Here is a 19,344-nt window from a genome sequence, read left to right as displayed (position 1 = left end):
TAAAAAGTTAAGTTCTAATAGCCCAAAGGCTTAATTGGAGTTCTGGGTAACTTCCTGAGAGGTGGATAGCAATTCCTCCGCTGGAGCGCAGTTTTTCCCAATGTTCACCATGGCGATTTAATTCAAAATAATGAAAACCAGCATGGTAAGGGATCTGTCTTGGCGCTGTTGGCAAGTTACTAATTGTAATACCTGGGATCTGGTTGTTAACAAGATCACGAATGGTTTCAACGCTGCCAATTTTAATTTGCGAAGGTAGAATTTTTCTCAACTCTTCATGCGGAACGCTTGCTTTAATTGCTAAAACAAACTGCGCTGAATTTAAAATAGATTTATCTTTTAAGGCACCAAACGAAATACCAAACTTACTTTGTTCAAGCTTAATTTCAGTCGCGGTTTGCTCAATTACATGACTTAATGATTGGTATAAAAAGTTAACCACTTCACTAAACACTTGCCCTAAATTTGTGTGATCATAATTAGGTAATTTAGGCACTCTTTTATTAGCCGTGCTAAAGGTTGATAACTCACCTGCCAGTTCAATTAAGCGGCTATAAAACACGTTCGGATGTAAACTATTAACGCTGAGCAAATTATTAAATATCGCGTCATATTTATTTAGTGTTTGCAGCATTATAAAATCTGCAACAGACGTACTACCCGCATAACCTTGGCACAACCTAGCAGCAATGCTTTCAGCACGTTGCTTTATCATTGAGCCAATTTCTCTCACTAGCCCCGATAAAGGTTTACACTGCCCTACTTTTAAAGAGGGAGGAATGTACTTTGCATCTAACTTTATTTGCCCTTCGCTGCTCACATCCACTATTCGTGCTAAAGGCAACACGATATACCCTGAATGATCATCAGAAGACAGCATCAACTTACTGTATACTTTTGCAACTTGAATTATTTCTTGAGACTGCGCTCCCAATAAGTCATCACTCACTGCCAAATCGTTAAGCTTATAGCGAGTAACCATATTATCGTCAGTTGACGATATATTAACGCCACTATTTTTTAGCGCAGGAATAGCCAAATAAACAATTTCATCAAACACATCTTTATTAACCACTAAAGGCTCAGGTAAAGAGGTTGACTGAGGCATATCAATTGGCAATAGATCCGGGGTGATTGCAGTTAATGAATCAACAGCGAATTGACCACTGTTAAGTAATTCATTATCAATACTAATATCAATTATTCCCCATGGATCAGCAAGGTTTCCACTGCATACTTGCTTAATCACATTTGAAATATATTTATCTGATTGCTGAAAGTGCTGAGGTCTTAAAAACATCCCCTCAGTCCAAGCAACACGAGTGTTATCACCCATTTTAAAAATCCTTTTTTATTGCTCTCTCATGTATGTAGCAATCGCTTCTACATTTACATTGATGTCGTCATAACCGGTGGGGTCAACTTCAATAACCGCTCTCCACCTTGCTTGGTCTATATTTCTGTAAGCAACAACAACCCCAACATAACGAGTATTACGATTAAGGCTCATTTTATATTGCTGTACTGAATCAGGTTGAAGCTCTAACTCATCCTTTTTTAATAAATCAGGGCCTAATATCTTTTCTGGCGTATCGTATAAGCTAAAAAAATCCTGCGTGTCAAAAATTGTTCTTGAGCTCAACTCAAAAATTTTCATCACCACCGGAGAAGGACGTTCAGATGTATCAGGATTAACATTTTTAGATACATTGATGATCAGATCTGTAGAAGGAGGTACGATTTTATTCATCGTAGTACATCCCAGTACCAAAAATAGTAAACTAAAACTCATTAAATAGAGCTTAACTTTATGCATTATTTACTTTCCTTTCTAGAGCGTTTCTTTGATTCGATCGTTATATGCTTTTAAAAAATCATCAGACATAGCCATAGCGCCTTTCGCGTTAACTTCCTGAGAAATATCATCATATAAACTTTGATATAACTTCCAGCATTTAGACTCTATTTGGCCTGGAATAATTTTTAACACGTTAGAATTATCGTTTGCCTGTTGATTAATTTGCATGGGAGAAACTTGCGATAACATCCCTTTGAGCACGCCATCTGCACCAGCGAGCAGTGCTTGCTCGTGCTTGCGTGTATCTACAAAGCTTTCTTTAATAGATTCATTCGAAGACAGAAAGCTTGCACTATTTTTTATGAACAAGTTCTGAATAACATCATCAATATTGGCAGAAAACTTCAATGGGTTGTTCTGTTCGGTCTGAAACATTGTATGGTTCAGTCTTAATTTGTTCTTTACAATCGCACGTTGGCGTAAAGATTCCATAAGCTCTGTCAGTAATAAACTTAAGCCCTGCCCCATCTCAAACCACAGTTTTTCATTATCTAGAGCACTTTTAAGCTCATCCTTAATCCCCAATCCGTTTAAAAAGGCATCACAAAACACTTTATCATTTTGAGCAAAGCTTTTTACAGGCGCTGTTTGTTTTACAGCTTGCTGCTCAGCATTATAACGTTTAGTCGGCGCACTTTCTTTTATTGGAGCTGGAGTGTCAACTGGCGCTGAAGAATTCACTTCGTCATTACCAAGATCAAACTCATCGGTATTCATAAGGCGAGTTAGTTCATCCCAATCTTCTGGAATATGATTATCCGCTGTTGCTTGTTGTGAAATTACAGATACCGCAGGCATAGACTCATTCATAATTGAATCATTGAATAACGGCGCAGACTCTGCAGTTTGACTACTATGTGAAGCAAATGTACTTACTTGTTGAGAACTGTTTGAAGTAATAGGATTACTAATATCTGCGTGTGGCTCGTCAGCTAAACTAACATCAACCTGAAAATCACCAATAGTTAAAACATCACTATCTGACAAACGTTGTTTATTACCTTGGCCTAAAGGCGCCACTGCAAAATTAATAAACAAGCCATTGGTTGAATTATCGTATATATAAAAAGAATCGCCTTCTTTTTCAATTCTACCGTGCTTACTTGAGATAATTTTTTCAGGATCGGGAAGATGCCAATCACATCCCTCAGAACGGCCAAAAGTGAGTGAATCTTTTACCGTTTTGGTAGCTTCGATTTCAGGCGAAAGTCTGTGATAACTAGTGATGTTTAGTATCAGTTCCATTTGATAAGTCAGTCCCTATAGCATTATTGTGAACAGGATAAAGTAGAAGCGAAACTATTGTCAACATTGAAATTAACACAGAGAAATGTCGCATTGTAGATTTTGTCTCTAAAACAATACGGCCTATATACTCATCGACGGCGTTTGTTACTTTTCTTTTTAATGCTTTTTAACTAGGCCAAAAATAAACACTTTAGAGACATCTTCTGGCTTTAAACCGGCTTTTTCAATTCACTATAAAGCGAGTTCACCGGCAACAATATGCTATTCAGGCATTGCTATAATTGTATATTTTTGTAAAATACATGCTTATATCAGAGGGAAAATTGATAGGTAAGTAGAGATTATTTACCTTTGTAATTATTTAACTAAACACAATAAAAGGATTTTTTTAATGAGCAATATTAATGATAACAACGATAAAACTCAGATTGCTTCTCTAGACTCCAGCACAAAAAAAACATCAAGCATCCATAAACAAAACCTCCTCGGCAAAAAGATATCCGATCGCTACCTAATTGAAGAGCTCATCGGGCAAGGTGGAATGTGTTACATATATCGTGCGCGAGATACCTTTTTAGAAAACAGCGGTCGCTCTGAAGCATCGGTCGCTATAAAAGTGCTCCAAGAAGAGTTTTCCAACTCTGAAGAAGCTATTTCATTATTGAAAGATGAAACAGCAAAAACACAACAACTTGCTCACCCTAGTATTGTAAAAGTGTACTCAGCAGACTCTGATGGCGATTTATATTATGTCACTATGGAGCTCATTGAGGGAGAAACTCTAGAACAAATTATTAAGCGAAATAAACCCTCAGGTTTAGCGTTTAAAAAAGCGAAAATTATTTTAGAACAATTAACTGACGCCCTTATATATGCCCACTCACGTGGCGTAATACATAATGATCTTAAGCCTTCGAATATTATTTTTGACTCTAATGGTAACCTCAAAGTGCTTGATTTTGGTATTGCTAAACACAAAAGTTTGGACGACCAATATGCTGTTAAAAACGAAAGTGAGTTTGCAACCATTGGTGGTTATACTCCAACGTATGCTAGCCCTGAGCAGCTAAAAGGCGGCGAAGCATCCATTAAAGATGATGTATTTTCATTTGCCTGTATTGCTTATGAGCTTCTAAGCAGTAAGCACCCATTTAACCGCATTGCTGCAGATAAAGTTCCTAAAAATACTACTGTAAAAAAACCAAGTAATTGCCCTCTCCTTTTATGGAAAAATTTACATAAAGCATTATCTTTAAGCGCCAGCCAAAGACTCGATTCACTAGAACAAATTTCAAAAACGCTAAAAGTGAACTTAAAACCCGCTATTTTTGCCAGTGTGGCTAGTGTGGCAATTATTGCCTTAATAACTCAAAATTATTTTTCAAGCTCAGATAATACCAAGCAATTACAGGCACAACTTGATAACGCCAAGGCAATTAACCAACAAGTGGAAGCATGGATGTCTTGGCAAGGCCCTACTATTTTAAACAAACTAGAACAAATTCCGCCACAGTATGAGGTGCTTAAACAAGGATTACTCAGATCAAATCAGCAAAGTATATTAGATAGCTTTAATGGTGAAGCAAGCCAGTTTAATAATATTGCGGGCCGTAAATTTAAAGATTTTGATAAAATAATAGCGGTCTATTCTAATGCACTGAACTACTATCCCGATTCAGAAAAGCTTTCGATGCAATTAGAAAGTGTATTGAGGGAGCGCCAATCAATTATTTTTGATATTACCGCGAGAATAGATTTATTACTCGAACAATCACGCTACAACGAAGACCAGCCCAATAGTATTGCTCATCTCGTTAAAGATCTAAAAGAAGTAGATAAAACTTACCGTTATCAACCAACGGATCTGCATCTTGATAACTTTACTGTTGCGTTAAACACAGCCATAGAAAGCGATGATGTCATCACACAAAAAGTACTTTTAAATGTGGGTAAAATTGTATTTTCAAATAACAAAAAAGCAGAAGAGCTTCTTGCTAATTTAATGAAGCGTGAGTCTGCAATTAATGCACTAACCGCATACCAACAAAAGATTAATTTAGGCGAACAAGCTGAGTTTCCTCGTGCCGATGCGGTCGTTTTTTATGGTCCAAAGTTTCAACGCTTTTCTGCACAATTAGAAACTATTGAAGATCATAAAGCTTTAATGGAATTTGAAGAGTTTATTAAATCCGAATCGACAGCACTACCCAACGATTTTTCTCTTTTAGTATCGCTTAGAAAAGAATTATCGAGACGTTACATTAGTACAGCGAACGATTTAATGAAAAAAAGAATGTATAAAGCAGCTGAACGTTTAGTTGAAAAAAGTGAGGCCATCACGCAATCGTTAGACAATATGCTTTAAACAACTCTTATATATTGCTCAAAAATAACACAGATATAATTGAATATAGATTAGTTAGCTATTAGACTAACCCAAAATATACATAATAAAGTCAAGGACGACGAGTGCATTTCCATCATCATACACTCCGCCAAGATTTTAAAATATTTAGACTTTTTATAATTAATGGAGTACCTATGAAAAATTTAAGCTTATTAGCTGCAGCCGTTATACTTACGGGTTGTTCGACAACTTCTAGTGTAAATAAAACAGAGGAAGTAGTTATTGAGCCAACGCCTCAAGTTAGCGAAGAGAATGCGCCGATATCACTGACTGTTATTACTAACCCTGCAGACTCTAGAGTACGCATTATGAATATAGTGCCTGTATATCAAGACGCTATAGAACTAGATGCAGGTAAATATGATATCGAAGTAAGTAAGGCAGGCTATGTGACTTATAGAAAATGGGTAACGGTTGACAAAAAAACCATCTTAACTATTGAGCTAGATGAAAAACAGCTAAGCCAGTCTGCGCAATAAGCGAATTATCAATTTAAAATGCCTTTATTACGCTCAATAAAGGCATTTTAAATACGGTAATAGGCAAACCACGCATAACTAATTACACTAATATTAACTACAATACATACCCATAGCACTGCAATAAAAACTCGTTTTTGTGACTTATGCCGTAAACTTTGCTGCGCTATAAGTGCACCGGGCCATCCTCCAAATAAAGCCAATAGATGTAAGTGTCGTTCAGGTATGCGACTCACTTTTTTATGGTTTGATTGTACCGCTTTTCGCTTATCCCATGCGTAATATACAAATGTAATACAGCTGATCGATGAAACATATATGGGTAAGTACATTTCAACTCCATTATTTAAGTAAGCTAACCAAAATAAGGCTATAAACAAGCTGGAAAATATAATTAAGCTACTTTTTATCAAAAAATAATCGCCTATAATGAAGATAATTAAAAGAAACACCAAGGTTAAATTATGACATATTTAAAGGCTTCGATGCTGCTGTTTTCACTATGTATATTCAGTATTCAAGCAAATAATAAAACGGATTTACTAGAGCCTGAGCTTGCGGTATTCACTCCTTACTTAGGTACTTGGCAAGCTGATTTTCATATAGATAAAAACCCGCTTCCAACCCAAGATGTGACCAAATGGGAGCGCACCTTAAATGGTAAAGCCATTCGCACTAGGCATTCTATAAATGAAGGTGAGTATGGGGGCGAATCAATGATTTTCTATGATCGCAAAAAACAGTCATTAGTATTTTATTATTTTACTACGGCTGGCTTTTATACCAAAGGAGTCATGAAAGTGTTGAGCCCAACACAATTTGTTGCTTATGAAGACGTCACTGGCAGCCAAGAGGGAATCACTAAAGTTAAATCAACTAGTGAATTCAAAGATGAGCAATTTGTTGTTTCCACCAGTTATTTAAAAAAAGGTGAATGGACTAAGCCGCAAATTCGCACCTACCATCGCAGCAATAAAGAAGTAAAGTTTAAATAAGTTTTACTTATTGCCTTGTAATACCTAAAAACGTATTAGTTCTTTAAAAAACAGTGTTCTAGCCATTAATAATTACGATTTTGAACTAGAACACTGATCTTAAATTACTTTATAAATTTTTTAAACGCATTATCAACAGGCGTATCTGCAAGATGGTTGGTGTAATTACTCATCACCTTTTGCGCAAGACCCAACACAATTTCAAGAAGCTGTTGTTTTGTATACCCTGCTGCAAAAAACTTTTCCTGCTGTGACTGACTTAACACACCACGTTCTCGTGTCATTTCAAGCGTTGTCTCACGAAGTGTCTCAAGTTTAGGATCAGCAAGCGGGGTTTTATTGACTAATGCATCCACAATATTCTCATCAACCTTCATGGCAGCGGCTATACCACTGTGTGCTGGCACACAATAATGGCACTCGTGCTCAACATTAATTGATTGCCAAACAACCGTTAACTCTTGTGCATTAAACGATGTTTTTTGAAATAACTCATGCAGTACTTGATAACCCTTTAGCAATGTTGGTGCCTCAGCCATCACAGCATGAAGATTAGGCAACATTCCAAAAGCGGCGACAGGGTCTGCTAATAAAGGTTTTGCCTCTGCTGATGCATTTTCTTGCGTGTATAAGGTAAATTCAGCCATAGTTTGCTCCTATATAATAAATAGTATCAAGTCGTGTTGAGAAACATATTATTTGATTCTGAGCGGTCGCTCAAGTTAAAATTGAACAGTCGCTCAAATTAATAGAAACTATTATGGCCAATAAAATTAAATTTGAACGTGAACATGTTGTTCGCGTGGCAAGTCAGCTGTTCTGGGAGAAAGGCTTTCATGCTACTTCTACCCGCGATTTACAGGAAGCTATAAATATGCGACCAGGAAGTATTTACTCTGCATTTGGCTCTAAAGAGGGGTTATACAGCGAATCCTTAAAAGACTACACCGTACAGATGAAAAGCCAAATTGAGGGCTTTATAGCAAACTCTGATTCGATTTTAGGTGGTTTGCGGGCATTTGTTGAAAATGTAATTATTAAAACCAAGGACTGCAGTCCAAGTGCTATTTGTATGTTAGTAAAAGCAAATACCGAATTTGCTGAAAAAGACACGGCTTTAAGTGAGTTAAGCGCAGGATTACTGACTAAATTTGAATCTTATTTAACCACATTGTTTACCCGCGCTATTGAAAATGGGGAGCTAAGCGGTGATTTAACTGCAACTGCATACGCACAATTTTTCCAAGTGCAATTTACAGGATTACGAGGTTACTTTAATCGCCCTGCAGTCGAGCATTTGGCGATGCCGATGATCAACCAAATGTTTGTACTAATCAAAAAACTGTAATCCTATTGGGTGCTTGTCTTTGCGCTTAAATAAACTCTTTTTATATTCCGTTTGATTATTCAGCGTATAAAAAAGCGGCTAATCTGTATTAAATTAGCCGCTTGTTTAACTCTAAATAAAAAATTTACGTTTTCAACTTATTCAGCTCAGCGTCTTGCTGTGCAACCAACTTATTGAGTTCTTGGCTGCTATCGCCTGCCTGAGCAGATAAATCAGAGAGCTGAGATGCCGCATCAGAAATAATAGTTAAATTACGATTTATTTCTTCAGTGACCAAACTTTGCTCTTCAGCTGCGGTTGCAATATGGGTGATTTGGTTAGTTATTTCATCCACTTTTACAACAACACTGTGCAGTGCATCAAAGGCAGTAGAAGTTTCATCAACTGCATTTTCAGCACGTACAACGCCTTTTTCGATGACAGTTGATGCATTTCCTACTTCTGATAACAAGCTATCAATTAGGCTGCTAATATCGTCGGTGGATGAGCGAGTTTTAGACGCTAAAGCCCTAACTTCATCCGCAACAACAGCAAAACCTCGACCATGTTCACCGGCACGTGCAGCCTCAATGGCGGCATTCAATGCCAGTAAATTTGTTTGCTCAGAAATAGTTCGGATCACATCCAAAATTTGCGTAATATCATTACTACGTGAGGCCACTTTTTCGACTGCTTGGTTGGCTTCTTTGATTTCCTCAGACATTGTTTTAACTTGGGTCATCGCAGAAGATAAACTCGACTCGCTGCTAACCACTAAGGTATTGATTTCATCAGCTTGTTGCGCAGATTGCTCAGAAGCTTTTGCCACTTCAAGTGCTGTCGCGCTCATTTCGTTCATTGCCGTCACAACACTTTCAATTTCTTTAAACTGTGCCTGAACATTATGCTTGGTTTCTACGGCAATATTTGAGGTAACTTCGCCTTGATGCTTGGTTTGATCCGAGACCGCTTTTAGCTCACTAATAAGTTCACGCAGTTTTGATAAAAACTTATTAAATCCTCCGGCCAAAGCTATAAGCTCAGCATGCGTATCAACATGTAGTGTTTGTGTTAAATCACCTTCAGAGCTGGCTAGGTTATCTACACGTTCTTGTATTTGTTTAAGTGGCGCCACAACACTGCCTACAACAAGTTTCATTACTATAAATGCCAATACCGCAATCACAGTTCCCGTGATCAAAATAATCACACCCAGCTCTTTTGCAGCCTCAGACATCCCAGCAGTTAATTGAATAGGTCCTTCAAAGGCAAGTTCAGCGGGTACTTCAATTAGCAGCATCCATTTCACATCAGCAAGCTTAATTTCAATCGGGTAAGACACCATTATTTCAGCACCTTGTTTGTTTGTTCCTTTGGTACCTTTTAGTGCTTTGTAACTCTCATAACTTTTAGCGCTAACCGCTTCTTTTAGCGGGCGGCCTAATTTTTCTTTGTAATGACTCGTACCGACAATTAAACCCAAATGACTAAGTAACGTTACTTTTGCTTTGCCATCGTAAAGCGCTTTTGAAAGCTCTTCTGTCAATTTTTGAAATACAGGTAGTGTAATATCCGCGCCTGTTACCCCTACAAACTGGCCTGATTTAATAATAGGCACCACTAAAGAGGTCATCATTTCAGAATAACCCGGTGTTATTTCATAGAGGTAGGGTTCCATGATACAGGGTTTTAATTTGTCTTTTGCACACAAGTACCATTCGGCTTCACGTAAACCGAATTCATTAATTTTATCAACATATTTTTCTGAGGCATCTTCTACTACTTGTTGTTCAACAACGCCGTTCGAATTTCTCGTTAGATAAACCTCTAGTGTGCCAGCTCCAGCAACTGAGTGATCGTACCCTTGGGTAAAATCACTATCTTTGCCATCAAAGCCATTTTGTTCAAACTGTGAGTAAATACTAGAAATAACATCATTGCTTTCTAGTATTGAGCGATTTAGTAGAACAACAGACTCTCTGTTTATGGATGTTTTATCGGCGTCTTCTAAAATACTGCCAAGAGCGTATGGGATCCGATAAGCTTCATTGATAAATGCAGCAATTTTCTCACCGTATGCGGCTGCATTTGCGGTTAAGCGACCATCTACTTCACTGACAATTAATGTTTCTGCCTCTGAAGAGGTTTGTGCATTACTTGATGATAATTTAGACCACAATATTCATGAAAATAGTACAACCGTTAAAAGTATACTTCCAACACTTATCCACAATAACTTTTTTGCTAACGCTATTTCCCGCATTAAAATTACCTTACCTTACATATGTATTTTTTAGTTTAGACCAATTAAAAGAACATACTATAAAATATTTCAGAAATACCGTTTAGTGACTTATTTTAGTATTTAGTGTTCGGCTAACTTTGTTTAGTTAACCGTTGAGTGATTAAACAAACGAGCAAAAGTAAGCTAGCGCTTACCCACAAACAGGCCTGCAGTCCATATACTTTATACATAAAACCAGAAAGTACTGTCCCGACCAGTCTTCCTGCAGCGTTAGCCATGTAATAAAAACCTACATCCAAAGAAACACCATCACTTTTAGCAAGGCTGACAATCAAATAACTGTGTAATGATGAGTTAATAGCAAATGCAGCACCAAAAATAAATAACCCAACAATTAGCGTAGTGTTTACAGCTATATTCAACTGCATCAAACAAGCTAATAACAAGGTGACACACGCCAATACTCCCCCCCAGTAAAACGCTTTCTTTATCGCATCATTACTGACAAGTGACTTACCCGTAATTTTTGGTGCTTGAGATTGCACTACCCCATAAGCAATCACCCATAGTGCCATAAAACCACTAACCCACCAGTGTGGCCAATTAAATTGCGAGGCTAAATAAACAGGCAGTGCAACAACAAACCATACATCACGAGCAGCAAATAAACAAAACCGAGCGGCACTAAGTAAATTAATTGCCCTAGACTTAGAAAATAACGCTTTAAATTTTGGTTTATTTTTAGCTTTGCCTATATCACCCTCTAAATACACTAAGCTAATGATCCAAGCGATAGTTAAAAGCATAATTAAAGCAACTAACGCTCCAACAAATCCTAATAAAGTAAGTAATAGCCCCCCTAAAAAGAAGCCAACTCCTTTTAATGCATTTTTAGAGCCCGTTAATATAGCAATCCATTTGTATAATTGGCTTTGCTGATTGTCACCTTCGGGAACTAAATATTTAATCGCACTTTTAGCGCTCATTTTATTGAGATCTTTGGCAACCCCACTTAAGGCTTGCGCTAACATTACATAACTTACCGATAACCAATCGCTTGGTGCACACAACATAGCTAAAGCCACAACTTGCAACCCTAATCCTATGTTCATGGTTTTATTTAAACCTAAATGCGCACCTAACCAACCGCCAATTAAGTTAGTAATAACCCCAAATAACTCATAAAACACAAACAGCATGGCAATCGCGAGCGCGCCATACCCTAACTGATGAAAATACAGCACCACCAGCATGCGAAGTGCGCCATCTGTTAGTGTAAAAGCCCAGTAATTACCCGTAATAATGCCATACTGTTTTAAAGCCGATGGTAAATTGGCGATTTGCGAAAACATCTTCAATACCCTGAACTAGTTTACTAAATCACTTTGTCCTACTTTGAGCATCAGCTCAGCAGTCCGGTTGGCATAACCCCATTCATTGTCATACCAAGCATAGAGTTTAAGTTGAGTGTGGTTTATAACCATTGTCGAAAGCGCATCTATAATTGTGCTACGAGGGTCTGTTTTGTAATCAATAGATACCAATGGCTTTTCTTCATAGCCTAAAATGCCTTTTAGCTCGTTATTAGCCGCTTGCTTAAACCATCCATTCACTTCTTGTTCGGTTACACCACGCTCTAGTTCAAACACGCAATCAGTAATTGATGCATTGGTTAGGGGGACTCGAACTGCATGGCCGTTTAATTTTCCTTTGAGCTCAGGGAATATCTGCGTAATAGCCGTTGCACTGCCTGTAGTGGTAGGAATTAAACTTGTTCCGCATGAGCGCGCGCGACGTAAATCTTTATGAGGTGCATCTATAATGGTTTGGGTGTTGGTAATGTCATGAATCGTTGTTATGGATCCATGCTTAATCCCTACTTTTTCTTGCAATACTTTTACCACAGGCGCTAAACAATTTGTTGTGCATGAAGCCGCGGTAACAATTTTATGTAACTGCGGATTATAAAGATGATCGTTCACCCCTATTACCACATTCAAAACACTCTCTTCTTTAACTGGGGCAGTAACAACCACACGCTTTACACCTTGCGCTAAATAAGCGTTGAGTAATTCTGTTGTTTTCATTTTACCGCTGGCTTCAATCACCACATCACATTGTGACCAGTCAGTCTCTGCAATCGATTTATTATTCGTTACTTTAACCGTATGCTTTGCTACAGAAAAACTATTATCATCGGCTTGCACCTCATATTTTAGGCGCCCGTGAACCGAGTCAAATTCTAATAAATGGGCATGTGTTTTCGCATCAGCAGCCACATCATTAACATGTACAAATTCAACCTCAGGCCAATCAATTCCCGCTCGTAAGGTTAAACGTCCGATTCGTCCAAAACCATTTATGCCTACTTTAATCGTCATTATAAAATTCCTTTAGTTAGTCACAGCATTTTAAAATTCGCTCAGGACGCTTACCCATCACATTTAAACGCTGTAATTGATGCTCATAAAATTTAGGGGTGGCATGCAATGTTTTTGTAATTACATCTTTCGCCCAATCAGGTAGTGATTTATTTAAGCTATAGAACACCCATTGATTTTGCTTACGATCAGCAAGCAAACCGCATTGACGTAATACAGCTAAATGCCGTGAAATTTTAGGCTGGCTTACATCAAGTGCCGCCACTAATTCACATACACATAACTCATCTTCATGCGCAATAAGCAGCATTGTCTTTAAGCGGGTGTCGTCAGCGATACATTTAAAAAAATGCAGAGGATTTAGTTGATTCATACAGTGTAGTCTTGTTTTGCATACAACAACAATATATGAAAAGAAAGACATATGGAATAGTGAATATATGAAATTTCGTATATATAGTTAAAGTTATCTATTTTCCGCGTCAACTCAAGTTTGGCTTTTAGAGGTGTGCCCAATAAAAAACACGCAATGATCACTCATGGCGTGTTTTTATAAACAATATAAAGGGGTTAATTAAATAACCGACAGCTCTACTTCAATATTGCCGCGAGTTGCATTTGAATATGGACATACTTGATGTGCTTTCTCTACCAAGGCTTGTGCCGCTGCTTTGTCCATATCACCTAGTGATACAGCCAATTTTACAGCAATACCAAAACCGGCATCAATCGCACCAATAGACACTTCAGAGTTAATGTAAGTATCGCTTGGTAACGCAATTTTTTCGCTACCCGCTACAAACTTAAGTGCACCAATAAAACAGGCAGCATAACCTGCTGCAAATAATTGCTCTGGATTAGTGCCTTGTCCATCGTCACCACCTAATCCTTTAGGCGTTGATAAGTTAACATCTAAACGACCATCATCCGATTTAGCAACGCCTTCACGTCCGCCTGTTACCGTTGCTTTTGCTGTATAAGCTACATTTTGTAATACATTCATAGTGAACTCCTAAGATTAAAATTTTCAAGTTAATTACTTTGTATGCAAAATAATAGATCAACTAAATTCCGATTGCAAATACTTTGCATGCAAACTAAAATACTCTGTATTGAAATGAAGGATAAAGCGATGTCGTTTGAACAGTTAAAATTAAAAAATCAGTTATGCCATCGTTTATATATGGCGTCCAACAGCATAGCCCGTGCCTATCGAGAACCTCTAGCTGAGCTTAACCTTACCTATCCTCAGTATGTTGTTATGATGGCGCTGTGGGAACAAGATGAAGTAACCATCGCTGAGCTAATAGATAAAACCGCAATTGATGGTGGCGCGCTTACTCAAATATTAAAAAAAATGACCGACAAGTCATTACTTAACGTTATAAAAGACGAACACGATAAGCGTAAGCGTTTGGTGCAACTGACTCACAAGGGTCACTCTTTAAAACTTGAAGCTGCCGACATCCCAAAAAGGATTTTTTGCAAATTTGACAGTATCGACACAACCCAAGCACAACAATTAATGCAGTTACTCGACTTAGTGGTCAGTGATCTGACCGACTAAAAACCCAGCTTTACCCAGCTATAACTTAACAAACAAGGCGTTAATTAATGACTCATTTAAAAAAACGACTTATTGCTATTACTTACAGCATTACATTACTGGTAAGTAATGGAGCACTTGCCAATAATAGTGAATTAACCACTGTTGCGACATTTGATGCACAACACCCGCCTGGCAACATAGCCATTACGCCATCTGGCCGTAAGTTCTTATCTATACATGGTTTTTATGGGCAAAATCAAAAAATCATGGAGCTATTAAGTGATGGCACCACTAAACCCTACCCTAATGAGCAATGGGCTTACGCATACAACAAAGGTAAGGGCTTTTACGGGGTACTCGGTGTTAATGTATCAAGCGACGGCATACTATGGATGCTTGATACCTCAGGGCCAGATCATGCGGGGAGATTAGTTGGTTGGGATACCAACCAAGAGCAACTGCATAAAATTATTTACCTAGCCAAACCAACAATTACCGATACCTCGTTTTTAAACGATTTAGTTATCGATAATAAACACGGCGTTATTTACATTGCCGATACAGCACAAGGCACTCAGGCTGCAATTATTATAGTAAACCTAAAAACCGGTGAAGCGCGAAGAGTATTACAAGATAGCCAATACACCACCGCCGAAAATATTGATATGGTTATTAATGGCCGAACAATGCGCCTGGGCGGACAACCTGCGCGTTTAGGTGTTAACCCAATTACGCTTGACCCTAACGAAGACTGGCTTTACTTTGGGTCAATGTCGGGGACTTCGGTTTATCGTATTGCCACCAGCGCAATTAACAACGAGCAGCTTTCAGCAAAAGCGCTAGAAGCCAAAGTAATGCGCTACGGCACTAAACCCATTTCCGACGGCATTACGGTGGATGGGGGCGGTAACGTCTATGTGACCGATATAACCAATGGTGCAATTGGCGTCGTAAAACCAAGTGGCGACTATGAGGTGTTATTTAAAGATGATCGCCTAAGCTGGCCAGATGGCTTTAGTTATGGTGCAGATCATAAAATATATTTTACAGTAAACGATTTGAACAACTCGCCGGTGTTAAGCAATGATAAAACTCAAAACCCTAATAAGTTTAAAGTGATGTCGTTTACGCCCCTTGTAAAAGGTAAAGTAGGTCGTTAATAACCTAACGTAATTACCCTAGCCCTGTCATGTAATGCAGGGCTTTATAACATCACACCAAAAAAGTGCATATTTTATAATTACTCCCCCAATTTGGTGCCTCAACCAAACTAGGTATTAAAGAAATAATAGTAAACATCTGATTTATATTGATAAAATATTCAATAAACAATTGGCATACTTCTTCCTACTCTCTTATTGACGTTAGCAACACCAAGGAACAAGCTATGTTTAATTTATACAACACTCTTTATTTTTTATGGCGCTTAGATATCACAGTGTGGCAAGTTAATGAGCCAACAAATACGCATACCACCAGTGAGAAAGAGCGTATCTACTCGCGCTAAAAACTATTTTTGAACAGACTTTGCAAGCTGAGTCATAGCGTTGTATTGTAAAAGACTATTTAACCGGATAGTGGAACGTGTATGCATGCTTTAGAAGTTAATTTTGACGGCTTAGTCGGCCCTACTCACAACTACGCAGGTTTGTCGTATGGTAATGTTGCTTCGTTAAATAACGCGGCGAGTTTTTCAAATCCGCAAGAAGCTGTATTGCAGGGCCTGGCTAAAATGAAAGCTATGCACGATAAAGGCTTAACCCAAGGGGTATTTGCGCCTCATGCTCGCCCAGATTTAAATGTACTTCGCCGTCTAGGATTTACTGGCAACGATGCGCAAGTCATTAATAAAGCTTTTAAAGCTGATCCTATTTTATTGCGCGCCTGTTACTCAGCCTCTGCCATGTGGACAGCTAATGCTGCTACAGTATCTCCCTCCCCTGATACTAACGATGGCAAAGTACACTTTACTGCTGCTAACCTGAATAATAAATTTCATCGCTCTTTAGAGCCAAACACCACTACACGTTTGCTTAAAGCAATGTTTAATAACGAGCAATACTTTGCACACCATTCACATTTGCCTGAGCAAGGTTTTTTTGGTGATGAAGGCGCAGCAAACCATACTCGCCTGTGCGACAGCCATGGTGAAACCGGGCTAGAGTTATTTGTATTTGGTGCAAGTGCCTTTAACAGTAAACTGGTTAAACCCGTTAAGTTCCCTGCAAGGCAAACTTTGGAAGCGTCTGAAGCCATTTGTCGATTGCACAATATAAAAGATACCAGCCAAATACTATTACAACAAAACCCTGATGTGATTGACCAAGGGGTGTTCCATAATGATGTAATTGCAGTGGGTAACGCCAATGTTTTATTATGCCATCAACAGGCGTTTTTAAACCAAACGCAAGCATTAGACGATATCCGAGAAGCCTATGTAGGTAACAAACAGCTTTATATTATTGAGGTGCCAACCAGCAAAGTGAGTATTCAAGATGCTGTCAGTAGCTATTTATTTAATAGCCAACTGGTTAGCCTTAGTGACGATGCAATGTTGCTCGTTGCCCCACAAGAATGCCAGCGCAACCCTGCTGTAAAAGCGTATATTGAAGAGCTAATTGTTGCCGATAACCCCATAAATCAAGTGCAGTTTTTTGATTTGCGCCAAAGTATGCAAAATGGTGGTGGGCCTGCTTGTTTGCGATTACGAGTTGCATTAAACAGCCACGAATTAGCAGCGGTAAATCCTGATGTTATTTTAAATGACGAAAAATATAGCCAATTATGTGATTGGGCTACTCGCCATTACCGAGATAAGCTTGGTGCCAACGACTTTGCAGACCCTGCTTTACTAACCGAAAGCTACCAAGCCCTTGATGAGTTAACACAATTACTGAGCTTGGGATCAGTTTATCCCTTCCAATTAGAAGCCTAAGCTTTTTTTTTATAGGGGGAAGATACACAGTATTTAAATCTTCTTCCTGTAATTAATAATTTTAATTCAATTTAGGTTAAGTTTTTGTATCTATACTGAGTGATACTTTAAAGTATTTGGAAACCTAACATGAACTTAAAATCAACATTACTTAGTAGCGCCGTCTTATTAGCATTAACGGGTTGTGGTTCATCAAATGATGACTCCCCTATTACTCCTACCGATCCGCAAAAATCAACGTTCAGTTTAGGAGTTTCAGATGCGCCAGTAACAGGCTTAAAAGCGGTTAATGTGGTTTTTGACTCTATTACCTTGCGCTCACAAGGTGGCGAAGATTTTAGCTTCGAAACACGTGAAGCCAGCGATTCAACCGAAGCTGAAATGGTTAACTTATTGGATTACACTGGCGATGATATTTTTTCCTTACTAGAGGGCGAAGACGTACCTGCAGGTGAATACGCGTGGATACGTGCTGATGTAATCAATGGTGATATAAACAACCTAACCGAAACCTCGCATGTTGTTTATGAAGATGACAGCACTGCACCGTTAATCGTAAAACGAAAAGGCAATGACGGGATCGGTGAAATTCAACTTGATGGTTTTACTCTGAATCAAACGGACAACACTTTTGTACTTGAGTTTGATCTTAAAAAATCGTTAGTTGCGCCACAAAGCGGTAACGAAATAGTATTAAAACCACGTGGAGTTCGTCTTGAAAACCTTGCTGAGTCACAAGATATTGAAGGTACAGTAAGCGAATCACTTTATGCAAATTGTGAAACCGATAACATTGAGGTTGCCGCTGAAGATGGTTCATTTGGCCATGCTGTTTACTTGTATAACAGTGATGTAGAGCAACCACTTGATAATTACGAAGTCACTGAGGGTGAAACCCCTGTAGACGCACCATTGGCTACTGCAAATGTTGTACTAAACAATGAAACTAGCCAATATGAATTTGAATTAGCATTTATTACGCCTGGCGATTACCAGCTCGGTTATACCTGTAACGCACATATTGATGATGCTGAACTTCAGGATGAAGCATTTACTCTTTATCAGGTTCAGCCAGTAACGGTTGTAACCGGTGAAGATACTGAAGTGACATTTGACATTGCCCAATAAGCAATCAACTATTATAAATTTTAGCCCGCACTTGCGGGCTTTTTGTTTGGAGGAACTATGACACATAAAGTAATTTTAATTACCGGTGCCTCTAGTGGTATTGGCGAGGCGACCGCTAAAACATTAGTTAAAAATGGTCACAAAGTAATATTAACTGCGCGCAGTGAAGATAAACTCAATAAACTAGTTAACGAATTAGGCCATGAAAATGCATTTAGCGTTTCAGCCGATGCCACTCAGTTTAGCGAGCTTGAGAGTGTAGTAAGTAAAGGCATTGAAAAATTTGGCCGATTAGACGTTGCATTCGCTAACGCGGGCATGGGTGTGTCATCACCAGGCACCGAAAATGGCGACCCCGATGAGTGGTCAGCCATGGTTGACCTTAACATCAAAGCATTGTTGTGGACCGCAAAACTCACTTTGCCTCACTTACGTGAAAACCAAGGGCATTTTATTTTAACCAGCTCAGCAGCAGGGCGAAGACCTATTGATGGCTCTATTTATGGTGCCACTAAATGGTTTGCCCATGGCTTTGGTCAAAACCTTGCAGAGGAAATGAAACCTTGGCATGGCCGTTGTACAACCATAGCCCCAGGCATGGTGAATACACCATTTTTTGATGAAGCAAAACCAGATAAGCTCGACCCTCAAGACGTGGCCGATGCGGTATTATTTGCCATTGAAGCTAATCAGCGTAATAGCGTGCGCGAAATCTATTTAATGCCCACCAACTAATAAAATATAAAGGCCAATATTTATTGGCCTTTGCTTTAAAAGTACTTAATTGTGCTT

At 38.6% G+C, this 19,344-nt stretch carries 18 protein-coding genes and 1 pseudogene; 9 read left to right on the top strand and 10 right to left on the bottom strand.

Annotation, left to right across the window (positions count from 1 at the left end; all coding sequences use genetic code 11):
* Window positions 1-7 precede the first annotated feature (7 nt).
* Genes tssK through tagH form a run of 3 tightly spaced genes read right to left on the bottom strand, consistent with a single transcriptional unit; the run spans window position 8 to window position 3,103 of the window.
* Window positions 8-1,336 (bottom strand): type VI secretion system baseplate subunit TssK, encoded by a 1,329-nt coding sequence (gene tssK, locus ACTRWE_RS01405; RefSeq protein WP_013462960.1) that lies wholly within the window; start codon window positions 1,334-1,336, stop codon window positions 8-10.
* Window positions 1,337-1,351: 15 nt separating this feature from the next.
* A complete protein-coding gene (tssJ, locus tag ACTRWE_RS01400; RefSeq protein ID WP_013462959.1) occupies window positions 1,352-1,816 on the bottom strand; it encodes a type VI secretion system lipoprotein TssJ in 465 nt (154 codons plus the stop codon).
* 15 nt (window positions 1,817-1,831) lie between these two features.
* Window positions 1,832-3,103, bottom strand: a complete 1,272-nt coding sequence (tagH, locus tag ACTRWE_RS01395) for a type VI secretion system-associated FHA domain protein TagH (RefSeq protein WP_350605629.1) — start codon at window positions 3,101-3,103, stop codon at window positions 1,832-1,834.
* 394 nt (window positions 3,104-3,497) lie between these two features.
* Between tagH and ACTRWE_RS01390 the strand changes: the two genes are divergently transcribed.
* A complete protein-coding gene (locus ACTRWE_RS01390) occupies window positions 3,498-5,471 on the top strand; it encodes a serine/threonine-protein kinase (protein WP_462879359.1) in 1,974 nt (657 codons plus the stop codon).
* Between the two features lie 176 nt (window positions 5,472-5,647).
* Window positions 5,648-5,992: a PEGA domain-containing protein gene (locus ACTRWE_RS01385; protein ID WP_028834242.1), complete on the top strand. Its 345-nt coding sequence runs from the start codon at window positions 5,648-5,650 to the stop codon at window positions 5,990-5,992.
* A 47-nt stretch (window positions 5,993-6,039) separates the two neighbouring features.
* Here the strand turns inward: ACTRWE_RS01385 and ACTRWE_RS01380 are convergent, their stop codons facing one another.
* Window positions 6,040-6,405, bottom strand: a complete 366-nt coding sequence (locus tag ACTRWE_RS01380) for a DUF1294 domain-containing protein (RefSeq protein ID WP_290191171.1) — start codon at window positions 6,403-6,405, stop codon at window positions 6,040-6,042.
* Between the two features lie 51 nt (window positions 6,406-6,456).
* On the opposite strand from ACTRWE_RS01380, the gene ACTRWE_RS01375 reads away from it, so the two are divergent.
* Window positions 6,457-6,987, top strand: coding sequence for a hypothetical protein (locus tag ACTRWE_RS01375; RefSeq protein ID WP_462879358.1), 531 nt, complete (start codon window positions 6,457-6,459; stop codon window positions 6,985-6,987).
* 104 nt (window positions 6,988-7,091) lie between these two features.
* Here ACTRWE_RS01375 and ACTRWE_RS01370 read toward each other — a convergent pair whose 3' ends face one another.
* Window positions 7,092-7,634, bottom strand: a complete 543-nt coding sequence (locus tag ACTRWE_RS01370) for a carboxymuconolactone decarboxylase family protein (RefSeq protein ID WP_462879357.1) — start codon at window positions 7,632-7,634, stop codon at window positions 7,092-7,094.
* Window positions 7,635-7,747: 113 nt separating this feature from the next.
* Here ACTRWE_RS01370 and ACTRWE_RS01365 point away from each other — a divergent pair, with 113 nt between their 5' ends.
* Window positions 7,748-8,335, top strand: a complete 588-nt coding sequence (locus ACTRWE_RS01365) for a TetR/AcrR family transcriptional regulator (RefSeq protein WP_013462952.1) — start codon at window positions 7,748-7,750, stop codon at window positions 8,333-8,335.
* A 124-nt stretch (window positions 8,336-8,459) separates the two neighbouring features.
* On the opposite strand, the pseudogene ACTRWE_RS01360 reads toward ACTRWE_RS01365, so the two are convergent.
* The 5 genes and pseudogenes from ACTRWE_RS01360 to ACTRWE_RS01340 all read right to left on the bottom strand — a co-directional run bounded on the left by ACTRWE_RS01360 (window position 8,460) and on the right by ACTRWE_RS01340 (window position 13,943).
* Window positions 8,460-10,577 (bottom strand): annotated as a pseudogene (locus ACTRWE_RS01360) (methyl-accepting chemotaxis protein).
* Window positions 10,578-10,690: 113 nt separating this feature from the next.
* The gene (gene arsJ, locus ACTRWE_RS01355) at window positions 10,691-11,911 is read right to left on the bottom strand and encodes an organoarsenical effux MFS transporter ArsJ (RefSeq protein WP_058155776.1); all 1,221 of its coding nucleotides are present in this window, start codon (window positions 11,909-11,911) and stop codon (window positions 10,691-10,693) included.
* Window positions 11,912-11,926: 15 nt separating this feature from the next.
* The gene (locus ACTRWE_RS01350) at window positions 11,927-12,940 is read right to left on the bottom strand and encodes an ArsJ-associated glyceraldehyde-3-phosphate dehydrogenase (RefSeq protein ID WP_462879356.1); all 1,014 of its coding nucleotides are present in this window, start codon (window positions 12,938-12,940) and stop codon (window positions 11,927-11,929) included.
* Between the two features lie 16 nt (window positions 12,941-12,956).
* Entirely contained in the window at window positions 12,957-13,313 is a 357-nt protein-coding gene (locus ACTRWE_RS01345; protein WP_462879355.1) for a metalloregulator ArsR/SmtB family transcription factor, read from the bottom strand.
* Window positions 13,314-13,514: 201 nt separating this feature from the next.
* Window positions 13,515-13,943, bottom strand: a complete 429-nt coding sequence (locus ACTRWE_RS01340; protein ID WP_462879354.1) for an organic hydroperoxide resistance protein — start codon at window positions 13,941-13,943, stop codon at window positions 13,515-13,517.
* A gap of 129 nt (window positions 13,944-14,072) precedes the next feature.
* On the opposite strand from ACTRWE_RS01340, the gene ACTRWE_RS01335 reads away from it, so the two are divergent.
* The 5 genes from ACTRWE_RS01335 to ACTRWE_RS01315 all read left to right on the top strand — a co-directional run bounded on the left by ACTRWE_RS01335 (window position 14,073) and on the right by ACTRWE_RS01315 (window position 19,287).
* Window positions 14,073-14,507, top strand: coding sequence for a MarR family winged helix-turn-helix transcriptional regulator (locus tag ACTRWE_RS01335; RefSeq protein WP_462879405.1), 435 nt, complete (start codon window positions 14,073-14,075; stop codon window positions 14,505-14,507).
* A 47-nt stretch (window positions 14,508-14,554) separates the two neighbouring features.
* Window positions 14,555-15,649 carry an L-dopachrome tautomerase-related protein gene (locus ACTRWE_RS01330; RefSeq protein ID WP_462879353.1) on the top strand — a complete coding sequence of 365 codons (1,095 nt, stop codon included), beginning with the start codon at window positions 14,555-14,557 and terminating at the stop codon, window positions 15,647-15,649.
* A gap of 428 nt (window positions 15,650-16,077) precedes the next feature.
* A complete protein-coding gene (gene astB, locus ACTRWE_RS01325; RefSeq protein ID WP_462879352.1) occupies window positions 16,078-17,424 on the top strand; it encodes an N-succinylarginine dihydrolase in 1,347 nt (448 codons plus the stop codon).
* Window positions 17,425-17,553: 129 nt separating this feature from the next.
* Window positions 17,554-18,552: a DUF4382 domain-containing protein gene (locus ACTRWE_RS01320; RefSeq protein WP_462879351.1), complete on the top strand. Its 999-nt coding sequence runs from the start codon at window positions 17,554-17,556 to the stop codon at window positions 18,550-18,552.
* A gap of 57 nt (window positions 18,553-18,609) precedes the next feature.
* Window positions 18,610-19,287, top strand: a complete 678-nt coding sequence (locus tag ACTRWE_RS01315; RefSeq protein WP_462879350.1) for an SDR family oxidoreductase — start codon at window positions 18,610-18,612, stop codon at window positions 19,285-19,287.
* The last annotated feature ends 57 nt before the right edge of the window (window positions 19,288-19,344 follow it).

It is taken from the genome of Pseudoalteromonas sp. G5_S1_54_S4 (assembly GCF_054968565.1).
Note: the sequence above shows the minus strand (reverse complement) of the source record. Positions and strands in the feature narration are given on the sequence as shown.